15 protein-coding genes are annotated in these 12688 nt (G+C 67.0%); 9 read left to right on the forward strand and 6 right to left on the reverse strand.

Going from position 1 to position 12688, the window contains the following annotated elements:
* Positions 1-3: 3 nt before the first annotated feature.
* Together J0J10_RS02175 and J0J10_RS02180 are read right to left on the reverse strand one after the other, a co-directional pair.
* Positions 4-249 (reverse strand): DUF4170 domain-containing protein, encoded by a 246-nt coding sequence (locus J0J10_RS02175; protein ID WP_291644904.1) that lies wholly within the window; start codon positions 247-249, stop codon positions 4-6.
* Between the two features lie 197 nt (positions 250-446).
* The gene (locus J0J10_RS02180; RefSeq protein WP_291644906.1) at positions 447-1274 is read right to left on the reverse strand and encodes a 3'(2'),5'-bisphosphate nucleotidase CysQ; all 828 of its coding nucleotides are present in this window, start codon (positions 1272-1274) and stop codon (positions 447-449) included.
* 248 nt (positions 1275-1522) lie between these two features.
* On the opposite strand from J0J10_RS02180, the gene J0J10_RS02185 reads away from it, so the two are divergent.
* Positions 1523-2053: a DUF6101 family protein gene (locus J0J10_RS02185; RefSeq protein ID WP_291644908.1), complete on the forward strand. Its 531-nt coding sequence runs from the start codon at positions 1523-1525 to the stop codon at positions 2051-2053.
* A gap of 198 nt (positions 2054-2251) precedes the next feature.
* Here J0J10_RS02185 and ubiA read toward each other — a convergent pair whose 3' ends face one another.
* Positions 2252-3202, reverse strand: a complete 951-nt coding sequence (gene ubiA, locus J0J10_RS02190) for a 4-hydroxybenzoate octaprenyltransferase (RefSeq protein WP_291644910.1) — start codon at positions 3200-3202, stop codon at positions 2252-2254.
* 39 nt (positions 3203-3241) lie between these two features.
* Positions 3242-3709: a hypothetical protein gene (locus J0J10_RS02195; RefSeq protein ID WP_291644912.1), complete on the reverse strand. Its 468-nt coding sequence runs from the start codon at positions 3707-3709 to the stop codon at positions 3242-3244.
* A 279-nt stretch (positions 3710-3988) separates the two neighbouring features.
* On the opposite strand from J0J10_RS02195, the gene J0J10_RS02200 reads away from it, so the two are divergent.
* The 7 genes from J0J10_RS02200 (at position 3989) to J0J10_RS02230 (ending at position 10195) form a co-directional block, all read left to right on the forward strand.
* Positions 3989-4729 (forward strand): 16S rRNA (uracil(1498)-N(3))-methyltransferase, encoded by a 741-nt coding sequence (locus J0J10_RS02200; RefSeq protein WP_291644914.1) that lies wholly within the window; start codon positions 3989-3991, stop codon positions 4727-4729.
* 162 nt (positions 4730-4891) lie between these two features.
* The gene (locus tag J0J10_RS02205; RefSeq protein ID WP_291644916.1) at positions 4892-6058 is read left to right on the forward strand and encodes a carboxylate-amine ligase; all 1167 of its coding nucleotides are present in this window, start codon (positions 4892-4894) and stop codon (positions 6056-6058) included.
* Positions 6059-6175: 117 nt separating this feature from the next.
* The gene (locus tag J0J10_RS02210) at positions 6176-7555 is read left to right on the forward strand and encodes a glutamate--cysteine ligase (RefSeq protein ID WP_291644919.1); all 1380 of its coding nucleotides are present in this window, start codon (positions 6176-6178) and stop codon (positions 7553-7555) included.
* A 118-nt stretch (positions 7556-7673) separates the two neighbouring features.
* A complete protein-coding gene (locus tag J0J10_RS02215) occupies positions 7674-7850 on the forward strand; it encodes a Flp family type IVb pilin (RefSeq protein ID WP_291644921.1) in 177 nt (58 codons plus the stop codon).
* A gap of 251 nt (positions 7851-8101) precedes the next feature.
* Positions 8102-9157: a TadE/TadG family type IV pilus assembly protein gene (locus tag J0J10_RS02220; protein WP_291644922.1), complete on the forward strand. Its 1056-nt coding sequence runs from the start codon at positions 8102-8104 to the stop codon at positions 9155-9157.
* Positions 9158-9209: 52 nt separating this feature from the next.
* Positions 9210-9665, forward strand: coding sequence for a TadE/TadG family type IV pilus assembly protein (locus J0J10_RS02225; RefSeq protein WP_291644924.1), 456 nt, complete (start codon positions 9210-9212; stop codon positions 9663-9665).
* A gap of 59 nt (positions 9666-9724) precedes the next feature.
* Positions 9725-10195, forward strand: a complete 471-nt coding sequence (locus tag J0J10_RS02230; RefSeq protein ID WP_291644926.1) for a TadE/TadG family type IV pilus assembly protein — start codon at positions 9725-9727, stop codon at positions 10193-10195.
* Between the two features lie 78 nt (positions 10196-10273).
* On the opposite strand, the gene J0J10_RS02235 is transcribed toward J0J10_RS02230, so the two are convergent.
* Complete coding sequence (locus J0J10_RS02235) at positions 10274-11155, reverse strand: LysR substrate-binding domain-containing protein (RefSeq protein ID WP_066468091.1); 882 nt, start codon at positions 11153-11155, stop codon at positions 10274-10276.
* 169 nt (positions 11156-11324) lie between these two features.
* On the opposite strand from J0J10_RS02235, the gene J0J10_RS02240 reads away from it, so the two are divergent.
* Complete coding sequence (locus J0J10_RS02240) at positions 11325-11681, forward strand: DUF1127 domain-containing protein (RefSeq protein WP_291644930.1); 357 nt, start codon at positions 11325-11327, stop codon at positions 11679-11681.
* A gap of 107 nt (positions 11682-11788) precedes the next feature.
* Here the strand turns inward: J0J10_RS02240 and J0J10_RS02245 are convergent, their stop codons facing one another.
* Entirely contained in the window at positions 11789-12688 is a 900-nt protein-coding gene (locus J0J10_RS02245; protein WP_291644934.1) for a DUF937 domain-containing protein, read from the reverse strand.

The raw sequence follows: 12688 nt of genomic DNA on the forward strand, positions 1-12688 counted from the left end.
TGTTCAGCCTTGCGGCGCCGTCGACGGGTCGAGCAGCCGGTGCAGATGCACGACGAAATAGCGGGTCTGCGCCTGGTCGACCGTGGCCTGGGCCTTGGCCTTCCAGGCCGCATGCGCGGCAGCGTAATTCGGGTACACGCCGACGATGTCGAGCTTGGAGAGGTCTTTGAACTCGACGCCGTCGAGCGCGCTCAGTTCGCCGCCGATCACCAGATGCAGCAACTGCTTGTTTTCCCGGCTCGCGCTCATCGACTCCTCCGTTTCCGGCTGGCGGGCTCCCCAGCGAGAGAAAGCTGAAGGCGGGGCCCGAAACCGCTCCGGGCGACCTCGCGCCATCAGCGGCCGCGCGTTCAGTTACGCCATTCGCGCGCCGCGCGCGAGCGCCGATTTCGGGCATTTTCCGTTGTAATGACGCGCCAATGGTCGCATTGCGCCGCTGGCGGTGCTCAGCCGCGCTCCGAGATGGCTTCGCGCATGCGGCGCAGAGCCTGGTCGAGCGGCGGCAGGAGTGCTGCGCCGGATGCCACCAGCATGCCATGGACCGGATGCGCCTGATTATAGCGCACCGGTGCGCCTTCGGCGGTGGTCAGCTTTCCGCCGGCCTCGCTCAGCACGAGATCGGCGGCGGCGAGGTCCCAGTCGCATGAATCCGGCGAGACGAGCCCGGCATCGATGCTGGCATCGGCAATCCGTGTCAGTCTGAGCGCGAGCGAGGGAATTTTGTCGACGGCGACGAAGCTTCCCTGCCGTGCGAGCGCGTCGAGCATCGGCTTCGGCCCGGCGATCCGCGCTGCTGCGAGATCGCTGACGCCGCTGGTGCGGATCGGCGCGTCATTGCGCGATGCGCCGCCGCCGCGCAGCGCCGCATAGCTGGCGCGGCTGGCGGGGGCGTGAACCACGCCGGCAATCGGGATGCCGTCCTCGAGCAGCGCGACGCAGACCGCCCAGTCCGGCGAGCCCGCCATATAGGCGCGGGTGCCGTCGATCGGGTCGACGACCCAGACGAAGCGTCGCGACAGGCGCAGCGCGTCATCGGCCGTCTCTTCGGAGAGCCAGCCGGCTGCCGGCAGAAGCTCGGCCAGTCTGATGTGCAGGAAGGTGTCGACGCCGATATCGGCTTCGGTCACCGGCGAGCCACCGGCCTTGGACCAGGTGCGTGCCGCCGTCTTCTCGCCGGGGCGGAAGAGGTCTAGCGCGAGCTGTCCGGCCTCGAGGCAGGCAGAGCGGATGGCGGGCAGGAGATCGCGGGCGAGGGGAAGCGGATTTGGCTGCATCATGCTTCGTTATGGGCCTCGCGCGTGGCGGGACAAGGAAAAATGCAGCCTCCTCGCGAAAGATTTCGTCAAGCATCAGGGGGAAAAGCGGCCCGATCCACCCCGAAAACCCCGCCGATACCTTTGTTTAACCGAAGCTCTTAAGCGCTCGGACAGGCTCCGGCCGCCAATCTCAGCCTGCACAGCACGAGAACCCCGCAATGACAGAGGGTTCCGGGCAGCAGGGAATTGAGAGAGGCGTTAAATCGATGGCAAGCGTCACGCCAGCCGCCGGGGAGATCGGCTTTCAGCCGGCCAGCCCTGGCGGCGTCACCAACTTCAATGGGCAGCCCTTCAGGACGCAAGGGGCGCCCTCGCATCAGGCGGAGGCGCCGCGGATCGAGCGCCTTGGCCCGGTCCGCATCCTGCGCGGCGGGATGGGCTGGCGCGGCATCGCCTTGCGCCTGGCCGGCGCCGAGGGTGAGGAAGCGCGCTTCCAGCTCGCTCTGACCGCCGGCGATGGCCGCTCGGTCACGATCGCCGTGCTCGATGAGGACGAGGCCGTGGCCACCTGGCGCAGCTTTGGCCGCTCCAGCGGGTTGCCGCTGCTGCTCGAGACCAGTGACGGCGTCGTCACCGAGCCGTTTCCGCAGCTCGGCCGGGTCGCGCTCGGGCCGGTCCGCATCCGGCGCCGCTATGCGTTGCTGGCTGGCCGGCGACCGCGCTTCCTGACGCGCCGCAAGACCGGCTGTTTCGCAGAGCGGCCGGTGGTCATCCAGGGCGAAATCCTGTCGGGTTGACACCGACTGCGTCGGTTACAACGGACCAGATCGACAGGCCGGGGCTCGCATGGCGAGCCTCGGCCTGATCCATTCGGGGTGTTGAGAGTGCTGTCACTCGCAGCCGCTCCGCTACGTCGGAGCGCGCTGGAAATTCGGACACGGGCCTATGGGACGTCGTGGCTGAGATGCGCATCGGTCCGCGAGGAGTTGCTGGTCCTAGAACACTGCCTTGGCGGCTGCATCGAGCGCGAAGCCGGCGGCGAGGATAAGGCCGGCATTGCGATTGGATCGGAACAGCATCAGCGCGGTCGGTCCGTCGGCGCCGCCGATCAGGCGGACCTGCCAGGCGAGATGGGCCGCGAACAGGAAAAGCCCGGTGAAGGCGACGATGCCCCCGCCGGCCAGCCAGGTTGCGAGGCCCGCCAGCAGGGCGGCCGCCGCATAGCAGCCCCCGACCGCCTGCTGCGTGTAGTGGCCGAAATAGCGTGCGCTCGACTTGATGCCGGCGATGACGTCGTCCTCGATGTCCTGCATCGCGTAGACCGTGTCGTAGCCGATGGTCCAGAACACCGCGGCGAAATAGATCAGGTAGGCAGGCGCGTCGAGCCGGCCGAAGACCGCGCTCCAACCGACCAGCCCGCCCCAGGAGAAGGCGAGGCCGAGCACGAATTGCGGCAGGTTGGTGATGCGCTTCATGAACGGGTAGATCGCGACGATGCCGAGCGAGGCGATGCCGGTCGCGATCGTGAAGGCATTGAACTGCAGCAGGACCAGCAGGCCCGCCAGCGACAGGCCGAGCATGAACAAGGCTGCGGCGCGCGGGCTGACCTGTCCCGAGGGCAGGGGGCGGCCGCGGGTGCGTGCCACCTGGGCATCGAGCTTGCGGTCGACGATGTCGTTGAATGTCGAGCCGGCCGCGCGCATCACGATCGCGCCGATCAGGAAGAGCAGGACGTGCCAGAGGTTCGGGAAGGGCATGCCCGCGGCGATCGCGGCCAGTCCGGCCGCCCACCAGCAAGGCAGCAGCAATAGCCACCAGCCGATCGGGCGCTCGATCCGGGCGAGCTTCAGATAGGGCCGCAACCGGCGTGGCGCGCGCGTGTCGACCCAGTGGCCGCTTAGCGCGTCGGGCAGTGGCGCGTCGGCGAGTTCGGGCGAAGACGCCATGACAATCCGGCTTTCGGGTTAGAGCACCGACCCGATGGTCTAGAGCGCCCCTTGCGGCACGCGCATCGGGCCGCCGGTCAGCGAGTCGGAGCCGCCGAACGGGTTGGCGCTCTGCTGCTGCGCCTGCTGCTGGGCCCGGCGCTGCATCGCGGCATGCTGTTTGACGGCATTGCAGGCCTGGTTGCGGATTGTCGCGGCCTTCTCGTTGTCCGCCTTCATCCCGTCGATGAAGCTCGGCGGAATCTGGCACCAGTCCTGGTTGGCGGTCGCGAATTTGAGCGTGGCGTTGCCGTTGTTGACGAGGCGGCCGAGCGTGCTGCAGGCCTGCTGCGGAGTAAGTTTGCGCTTCGATTTGCTGGAGGCGTTGAGCCCCTGCACGATCGACTGGCGCTCCTGCAGCAGCTTCTGCATGTTCTCGCAACCGGAGGGCGCCTGTGCCAGCACCGGCTGGGCCAGGCCAGCGCCCGCCAGCGCCACAGCCAGCTTCAGGGTTGCGTATCGCCGCATCATCCCGCTCCGAATTCTTCCACCCGCGCCGTCCCGGCGCCGTGGTCTCCATAACAGCCACGCCCGCGCACCGCAAAGTGCCGGCTTGCATTTGGTGACGACGCGCTTGCCGATAGCCGCCGATTGTGGCGACTTTCGCGTCCGGAGCTGCAAAATCGGTCTTGGCGGCAGCTTCGCTTTGTGATCGCCGATCGCCTGTCCTATCTGGTCAGGCGCGCCCGCCCGCACCGGCCGATCCCGGCTGGCGCACGGCGCGCCACCAGGACGGACCGACGACGGATGCGCGATTTTTCCAAGCACAGGCTTTTTTGCGAAGCGGCGCTCGTGCCGGGTGGGACCATCGAACTCGCCCGCGACCAGGCGAATTATCTGCTCAACGTTCTGCGCCTGCGCAGCGATGACGCGATCCTGGCCTTCAACGGGCGCGACGGCGAATGGCTCTGCGCGATCCGGGTGGAGGGCCGCAAGCAGGCCCGGCTGGAGGCGCAGCGTCAGGTCCGCGCCCAGCCGCCGGCCGCCGATCTGGTCTATATGTTCGCGCCGCTGAAGCATGCTCGGCTGGACTACATGGCGCAGAAGGCGGTCGAGATGGGGGCGGGCGTGCTCCAGCCGGTCCTGACCCGCCACACCCAGGTCTCGCGCCTGAATCTCGAGCGTCTCGCAGCCAATGCCGTTGAGGCGGCGGAGCAGTGCGGCATTCTCTGCTTGCCGCAGATTCGTCCCGAACTGCCGCTGGCTGACGCGCTGGCAGGGCTCGAGCCCGAGCGCCTGCTGGTGTTCTGCGACGAGGCATCCGCGCCCGAAGGGCCGGTCGCAGCGCTCCAGTCCGCCCCGCGCGGCAAGCTTGCGCTGCTGATCGGTCCGGAAGGTGGTTTCGACGAATCGGAGCGCGCTCTGGTGCTCGCTCGCGAGCGCACGCTGCGGCTCTCGCTCGGCCCGCGCATCCTGCGCGCCGACACGGCTGCGGTCGCCGCGCTGGCGCTCGTCCAGGCGACGCTCGGCGACTGGATAAGCCGATAGCACCGGGCATTTGCGCGAAGCGGTCTGCGGCCCGAGCCGTGGAACGCGGCGCACGCGTTGTACGTTGAGCACAGGATCTGCGACCATGGTCGCAGTTCCGACTCAATGACGGGCAGTCTGGCGCACCCGAACGAATGGGGCACCGGGAAGGGGGAACGGACCATGGTGACCAGCGCCTATCGTTTCGGCATCGAGGAAGAGTATTTTCTTTCCGAGGCCGAGAGCCGCGGCATCGCGCGCAAGATCTCGCCGCGTTTCATCGAGGCGGCCCAGGCCGCTTTTCAGAACGAATTGCAGAGCGAAATGCTGCAATCCCAGATCGAGGTCATGACGCCGGTCTGCGAGAACATGGCCCAGGCGCGGCTGTCGCTGTCGCGGCTGCGGGCCGGGCTCGCGGCGATCGCGCGCGACCACGACATGCTGCTGCTCGCCTGCGGAACGCACCCAACTGCCGCCTGGTCGCGCCAGCGTGCGACCGAGGCCAAGCGCTATGACGGCATCATGCGCGATCTACAGATGCTCGGCAGCCGCAATCAGCTCTGCGGCCTGCATGTCCATGTCGAAGTGCCGGACGAGGACCTGCGCATCGGTATCATGGTGCGGATGCTGCCCTTTCTGCCGCTGCTGCTGGCGCTGTCGACCTCCTCGCCCTTCTGGCAGGGGCGGCGTACCGGGCTGATGGGCTATCGCCTGTGCGCCTATGCAGAATTGCCGCGCACCGGTCTGCCGGAACTGTTCACCAGCGCAGCCGATTACCGCGCCTATATCGACACCATGGTCGCCTCCGGAACGATTCGCGACACGAGCTTCGTCTGGTGGTCGATCCGCCCCTCGGAAAAGCATCCGACGCTGGAGCTGCGCGTTGCCGACAGCTGCACCAGGCTCGACGATACCCTCGCCATTGCCGCGCTCTATCGCTGCCTGGTGCGCCATCTCGCCCGCAAGCCGGATCTCAATGGCAGGCTGACCGCGGCCTCGCGTGCCATAGCGGCCGAGAATATCTGGCGGGCGCAGCGCTATGGCCTGCATGGAGGCTTCGTCTGCGAAGCCCGGCGCGCCATGCGCCCGGTCGGCGAAGTCCTTGAGGAAGTGCTGGCGATGCTGGGCGAGGACGCCGCCGCGCTGGGTTGCGGCGCCGACCTTGCGGCTTGCCGCGGCATCGTCGCCGGCGGCACCAGCGCCGATATGCAGCTCGCCATTTTCGAGGAGGCGCGCGCCGGCAGTGGCGGCCAGGAGGCAGGGATGCGCGCCGTGGTCGATTGGCTCGCGGCGCAGACGCGCGCCGGCGGCAATGGCGATGCCGGGATCAGCATGCGCGGAGCCGCCTGATCGGCGATCATGCATTTTGGCAAGATTGTGACCCCGACCCCGCATCCGTGGTCGTTGTGGTTGCCGTGACGCTCGCCTATGTCTGGCGCTCCGAAGCCTTCCCAGCCGGAGTGCCTGATGGCCCGCGACGTCTCCGATTCCACTCCGATCAGCTCGAAGGCCGAACTGATCGGCTGGATCGCCGAAGGCGAGAAGCCCGCTTCCCGGTTCAGGCTGGGGACCGAGCATGAGAAATTCCCGTTCTACGCCGACGATCTGAGCCCGGTGCCCTATGAGGGCAAGGCCGGGCGCGGCGGAATCCGCGCCCTGCTCGACGGCATGCAGGAGCGGCTCGGCTGGGAGCCTATCCTCGATGACGGCCATGTCATCGGCCTCGCCGATCCCGATGGCGGCGGAGCGATCTCGCTCGAGCCGGGCGGACAGTTCGAGCTCTCGGGCGCGCCGGTCGACAGCATCCACGAAACGGCCGCGGAGCTCGGTACGCATCTCGCCGACCTCCACGCGGTCGCCGAGCCGCATGGCATCCGCTTCCTCGGGCTCGGGCATTCGCCGCTCTGGACCCGCGAACAGACGCCGGTGATGCCGAAGCGGCGCTACAAGATCATGGCGAACTATATGCCGAAGGTCGGCACGCGCGGCCTCGACATGATGTTCCGCACCTCGACCGTGCAGGTGAACCTCGATTTCGCCAGCGAGGCGGACATGGTCGCCAAGCTGCGGGTCGGCCTGGCGCTGCAGCCGCTCGCGACCGCGCTCTTCGCTGCCTCGCCCTTCAGCGAGGGCAAGCTCAACGGCCTGCAGTCGATGCGTTCCGAGATCTGGCGCGACACCGACAATGCCCGCTCCGGCATGCTGCCCTTCGCCTTCAACGAGGCGATGTCCTATGAGGCCTATGTCGACTGGGCGCTCGACGTTCCCATGTATTTCGTCAAGCGCGGCGACGTTTATCATGACGTCACCGGCGCTTCCTTCCGAGATCTGCTCGCGGGCCGCCTAGCGCAGCTCCCTGGCGAGCGCGCGACCATGTCGGACTGGGCCAACCATCTTTCGACCCTGTTCCCCGAGGCGCGGCTGAAGCGCTATATCGAGATGCGCGGCGCCGATGCCGGGCCGGTCGAGATGCTGAACGCGCTGCCGGCCTTCTGGGTCGGGCTGCTCTATGACGAGGCTTCGCTCGCCGCGGCCTGGGACCTCGTCCGGGGCTGGAACGCCGAGGAGCGCCAGCGTCTGCGCGACGATGTGCCCAAGGCCGGGCTCAATGCCAGGATCGGTGGGCGGCCGTTGCGTGAGATCGCGCGCGAGGTCGTTGAGCTGTCGCGGGCAGGGCTGGCGCGGCGCGCGCGTCTCGATGCACAGGGTCGCGACGAAACCTCTTATCTCGAGCCGGTCATGGCCATCGCCGAGAGTGGCCGCAGCCTCGCCGAGCGGCTCGCCGTGCGCCAGCAGGGCGCCTGGGGCGGCCGGATCGATCCTGTCTTCTCCGAGCTGGTGCTGTGAGGCGGCGGGACAATGTAACGCCTCCCGCGTCGCGACTTCGGCGGAAAACTGCGCATACCTCCGAATTTTGCGCTTCCGATTAACGAATTCTCCGCAGCTTGCCGCTAGCAATGGCGGCATGAAGCCGATTTTCGCCCTTGCTCGCGACTTTCTGCACGACGACCGTGGCGCCACGGCGATCGAGTACTGCCTGATCGCCGGCATGATCTCGCTCGCCTGCATTGCCGGCGCGACGACGATCGGCACGACCCTTTCCCGATATTTCTTCGCGGCCGCGGCCGGTCTGGCGCCCTGAGGGCGACGAGCTGCGCGCTGCACGACGCGTCCTCGTCGTGCAGCCGAAAGCGGCTGGCCGATTGGGCCGGAAATTACGCAACGCAGTTTCGCTAAACTTTACCATATTCAGGCTGCGGCGGCCGATAACGCCCGCTTTTGCGCCGATAGCCCCGGTTTTCACGAGCCCGCGCAAGATTTTGTCAATCCGCGCCCGCCTACGGTTTTTGCATCGTCGCGCTGTGTTTTCGGCGCTTTCCGCGAGGCTTTGGAATGACGCCCCTGTTTCGCAGCTTCCTGAAGGACACCCGCGGCTCGACCGCGCTGATCTTCGGGCTCGGCCTGCCGGCACTGATGCTCGCTGTCGGCGGCGGCATCGACCTGACCCGCGCCGCCGCCCAGCGGCAGCGCATCGCCAGCGCAGTCGAACTCGGCTGCCAGCAGTCGACGCACGAGATCAAGTACCGGCAGAGCCAGGCTAACGCCGATCCGAACGCGAATTACGCCCCCGTCGTGACCGATATCACGAACAGCAAGGTGACGGGCAGCGGGCTGTCCGGTGTGACGGTCAACGCCAGCATCGCCAACAATATCATCACCATCCGGGCCTCGGGCAACAGCGCCAACGTTTTCGGTGGCGTGCTCGGCTTCGAGAACGTACCGCTCGGGGTCGTCCGCAATTGCAACTTGCTGCCGGTGTCCACGACGACGCCGGGCACGGTGCTTTTGATGGAGTCCTTCGAGACCAACCACAATGTCGCGTCGAACAGCTGGACGGTCCTGAACAACTGGAATGGATGGTCGACGCAGGCCGGCAAGGGCGGCATCGAGATCAACGGTATCCCGCAGCTCTCCGGCAACGAGATCCGTTTCGGCAATTTCTTCGCCGAGCTCGACTCGCATTGCTATACCTCGAACTGCCGGACCAATTCGTCGATGTGGCGGGAGATAACCCTCCCGGCCAATGGCGATTACGAGCTGCGCTATTGGTACATTTCGCGCGTTCGCAATCCAGCCTATGCCGGCAAGGTTTACTGCGCCTACAAGGACTCATCGACTGCGGTCTGGAATGCGCTCAATAATGCGACCTGGGAGGGGCAGACCAACCGGATCGAGGTCTTCTTCGCGAAGTCGAGTGGCTTTTCCTCGGCGGCCTCGAACGCCGTCGACACCTGCGTCCACACTGACCAGTGGACCGAGCGGAAGATCACCTTCCGGAACCTCAAGGCCGGCGACAAGTACAGGCTGCAGTTCCAGGCAGCCGGGCGTGAGGATACCTATGGCGGGCTGATCGACTACATCCGCTTCTGCACCAAGACCTGTCCGTGACGGAGTGGCGACGGTGAGGCGTTATCCCCGATCGATCACTCTAGCGGGCCTCATGCTGCGGCTGGGGAGCCGGCTGCGCGCCTTCGCCGGCGATGAACGCGGCGCTGCCGCGGTCGAGTTCGCCTTTGTCGGTGTGGTCTTCATCACCGTGCTGTTGGCTGTGCTGCAGTTCGCTCTGGTTTTCCTGACGCAGATGAACCTGCATGATGCGGTTTCCGATGCCGCCACCGGCAACAACGCCCAGACCCTGGCCGGCAACCGCTCGGCCGTCGTCACCCAGATCTGCGGGCGGCTCGTGATCGCGGACAACTGCGTCGCGAACATCCGCCTCGAGACGCAGCCTCTGTCGGCTTATGGCGGCACTTCTCAGCCGATCGGCGCAACCTTCTCTGCCGCGACTGCGGGAACCCCGATGCTGATCCGCGCGCGCGTGCCCGTCGTGACGTTCGTGCCCGGGCTGCCCGATCTCAGCGTGTCGGGGTCCGCACTCTATGCGAGGGCGTCGTGATGAGTGCGGCGAGAACGTGCTGGCGCAGCCCGCGCCGCATGCTGCGGGACGAACGCGGCATGGCCGCCGTCGAGTTCGGCCTGATCAGCACCCTGTTGTTCACCATGATGGCCGCGGCCGTCGACCTGTCGCAGGCCTTAACCATCCAACGCGACATCACGCGCTTCACTGCTGAAGCGGCGCTGGTGCTGGCCTCGCAGGACAACGAGAACCTCGCCGCCCTGACCGGCCAGCAGATCAATGCCAAGATCGCCAATGTCCTGCCCGGCAAGACCGGCATCGAGGTGGGCTCGACGACGATCGTCCGCAAGGACAACACGATCCTGGTCGGCATCGGCACGATGACCTATCTGCCGCCCGAAGCGAATGCCTCGGCATTGGCGACGCTCCAGAACGGTGACCATGGTGTCGTCGTCCGTGCGTCCTATCGGCACGAGCCCATCATCCTCGGCTTCGCCGAGACCTTCGGACTGCGCACGCGGACCTTCACCGCTGCCACGGTGGCGCTCAGGATGCGCCAGGACTACTAGAGCGTCTTCGAGCGCACTGGCATCGCGCCACTCGGGAATGCTTGCGATCGTCGAGGCGCTTGTCCGCGCGCGCCAAGCCTACTCGGCCGCGGTCTTGAAGCTCTGCAGATTGTCGAGGCTCTGAATGATGTGCTCGGCGAGCGCGTTCGAGAGGATCGACGGGTCGTGCCGGGTCCGCAGCAGGCCGATCTTGCAGGAGGGCAGGCTGGCATAGCCTTCCGAGGCGCCGAGGATGCGCATGCCGGGCCTGACGGCGCTCTCCGGCAGCACCGAGACGGCGAGCCCCGCGACCACCGCCGCGCCGACCGCGGTCGAGTTCCAGCTGGCATAGAGCACGCGGAAGCGCCGTCCCTTGTTCTCCAACGCTTCGACCGCCGCCTGCCGCCAATTGCAGGTCGGACGCCCCAGGGCCAAGGGCAGGGGGTCCTCCTCATGCACGCAATGGCGGGCCGAGGTCACCCAGAGCAGCGGCTCGATGCGGATGATCTCGCCCTGGCCGCGTCCCTCGACATGGGTGATGATCGCAAGGTCGATGTCGCCGGTCGCGATCCGCTCGGCCAACATCGGCGTCGGCTCGCAGACGACGGTGACTTCGGTGCGCGGGTTCGAGCGGGCGAAGCGGGCCAGGATCTCCGGCAGGTAGCGGTCGGCATAATCGTCGGGCACGCCGAGCCTGATCCGGCCCTTGAGATCGGCCTCGGTGAAGCTGGCGACGCATTCCAGGTTCAGCCGCACGATCCGGCGGGCATAGTCGAGCAGGCGCTCGCCATCCTCGGTCAGCTTGGCATGGCGCCCGTCACGGCCGAAGAGCGGGCGTCCGACGCGTTCCTCGAGCCGCTTCATCTGCATCGAGACCGCCGATTGCGTCTTGAAGACGATCTCGGCCGCGCGGGTGAAGGAACCAGTGTCGGCGATGGCGACGAAGGTCTTGAGCTGGTCGGCGTCGAGCACATGGGCCATGCCGGCATCCCCCCGGAGGAATATCAAAATTAATTGTGCCAAACATCATAATCATTCGTTTGGCTGATGGCCAGCGGGGACTTACCTTTGGGTCATTCTCCGGCTCCTGTCATGGCGCGTCCAGCCGGTCCCGATGATCCGATCCGCCGATCAACCCTAGGAGGCCGTCATGCTGATCATGACCTATGCCGCGAAGTCCCTGTCTGCCCTTGGCGGCAGCGTGACGCGTGCAGCCATCCGGACGGTCACTGGCGTCAAAAAACTGATCCGCGCCTGGGTCCACCGCCGCGAGGTCATGCAGCTCGGCGAACTCGACGAGCGCGGCCTCAAGGATATCGGTCTCGTTCGCTCCGATGTCGAAGGCGCGCTCGCGACCTCCTGGCTGCGCGACCCCTCTGTCGTTCTCTCCGCCCGCTCCGCACAGCAGCAATCGGCCGCTGCGCGCCGGCGAGAAGTCGGGCTTCGACAGGCCGTAACCCAGCCGGCGCGGGCAGCGCGGGCCATCGAGATCGCGTGCAACGCCTGACCCCTTGGCGTGACGCGTTCCTGCGGGCGGTAGCTTCGGCTACCGCCCTTTTTTATGGGCGATGTCCGGAGCCGCGGCCGGTATCGACACGCCGGCATCTGCCAATGTCAGGCGCGGCGCTGCCCACCGCCCAGCATCGCATCGAAGATCGACTTCAGCGCGTCCTGGTGGCTGTCCTGCACCTTGCGGCCATGCTCGAACATCTGGTTGAGCGCATCGAGGCCGATAGAGCCCGGTCCCGTCTCGCCGGAGGGCGCCGGCTGCTCGGGCTCCGGCTCCGGTTCCGGCTGGCGCCGCTGCGGTGCGGGCTTGGCCCCCTCCTGCGACGGCTGGCCGCCGCCGAACATGCCGGTCAGAATCTGGCCGAAGATATTGCCCATATCGGCCGGGTTGCCGGGCATCGGCGCGCCGCCGAACGTGCCGCCGCCTTGCGCCTGCCCGGCCGCCGGCGTCTGACCGCCGAACAGGCCGCCGAGAATCGCTTCGAGCGGGTTGCCGGGGCTGGCCTGCATGCCCGGCTTCGGCTGGCTCGGCGCCTGCCCGCGCATCATCTCGGCGAACTGGCCGAGAATGCCGCCGAGCCCCTGATTGCCGGCCGATCTGGACAGCCCGCCCATCACCATCGCGGCGATCACCGGCAGCATCTGCTTCAGAATCGCCTGGCCGACGCCGCTGGTCGCGGCCGCCTGGGCGGTGATGGCATTGCTGACCTCCTTGGAGCCGAAGAGCTGGCTCAGCACATCATTGCCCATCGGCGCCGCGGAATCGGGAATGCCGTCGCCATCGGTATCGTACATCTGGCCGAAGGGCGTCGCCGTCATCATCTGCGCGAGATTGCCGAAGGCGTAGGGGTTCTGCGTCTGGCGCTGCAGCCCCATCGAGAAGGCCGGCAGCAAGGCGTCGAGCGCGGCCTGGGTCTGTTGCTGGGAGAGGCCGTATTGCCGCGCCAGGTTCTGCATGGCCTGGCCGTTCTGAGCCGACTGCATCATCTCGAACAGGTTCATCAT

It is taken from the genome of Allobosea sp., from assembly GCF_017308075.1.
GTDB lineage: Bacteria > Pseudomonadota > Alphaproteobacteria > Rhizobiales > Beijerinckiaceae > Allobosea.

Excerpts from the sequence above, each read along its gene's own strand:
- J0J10_RS02210 (WP_291644919.1), top strand. The coding sequence starts at position 6,176 with ATGGCCCGCGACGTCTCCGATTCCACTCCGATCAGCTCGAAGGCCGAA.
- J0J10_RS02230 (WP_291644926.1), top strand. The coding sequence starts at position 9,725 with ATGGCCGCCGTCGAGTTCGGCCTGATCAGCACCCTGTTGTTCACCATG.
- J0J10_RS02175 (WP_291644904.1), bottom strand. The coding sequence starts at position 249 with ATGAGCGCGAGCCGGGAAAACAAGCAGTTGCTGCATCTGGTGATCGGC.
- J0J10_RS02195 (WP_291644912.1), bottom strand. The coding sequence starts at position 3,709 with ATGCGGCGATACGCAACCCTGAAGCTGGCTGTGGCGCTGGCGGGCGCT.
- J0J10_RS02215 (WP_291644921.1), top strand. The coding sequence starts at position 7,674 with ATGAAGCCGATTTTCGCCCTTGCTCGCGACTTTCTGCACGACGACCGT.
- J0J10_RS02220 (WP_291644922.1), top strand. The coding sequence starts at position 8,102 with ATGACGCCCCTGTTTCGCAGCTTCCTGAAGGACACCCGCGGCTCGACC.
- J0J10_RS02185 (WP_291644908.1), top strand. The coding sequence starts at position 1,523 with ATGGCAAGCGTCACGCCAGCCGCCGGGGAGATCGGCTTTCAGCCGGCC.
- J0J10_RS02200 (WP_291644914.1), top strand. The coding sequence starts at position 3,989 with ATGCGCGATTTTTCCAAGCACAGGCTTTTTTGCGAAGCGGCGCTCGTG.
- J0J10_RS02180 (WP_291644906.1), bottom strand. The coding sequence starts at position 1,274 with ATGCAGCCAAATCCGCTTCCCCTCGCCCGCGATCTCCTGCCCGCCATC.
- J0J10_RS02245 (WP_291644934.1), bottom strand. The coding sequence starts at position 12,688 with ATGATGAACCTGTTCGAGATGATGCAGTCGGCTCAGAACGGCCAGGCC.
- J0J10_RS02235 (WP_066468091.1), bottom strand. The coding sequence starts at position 11,155 with ATGGCCCATGTGCTCGACGCCGACCAGCTCAAGACCTTCGTCGCCATC.
- J0J10_RS02205 (WP_291644916.1), top strand. The coding sequence starts at position 4,892 with ATGGTGACCAGCGCCTATCGTTTCGGCATCGAGGAAGAGTATTTTCTT.
- J0J10_RS02240 (WP_291644930.1), top strand. The coding sequence starts at position 11,325 with ATGCTGATCATGACCTATGCCGCGAAGTCCCTGTCTGCCCTTGGCGGC.
- ubiA (WP_291644910.1), bottom strand. The coding sequence starts at position 3,202 with ATGGCGTCTTCGCCCGAACTCGCCGACGCGCCACTGCCCGACGCGCTA.
- J0J10_RS02225 (WP_291644924.1), top strand. The coding sequence starts at position 9,210 with ATGCTGCGGCTGGGGAGCCGGCTGCGCGCCTTCGCCGGCGATGAACGC.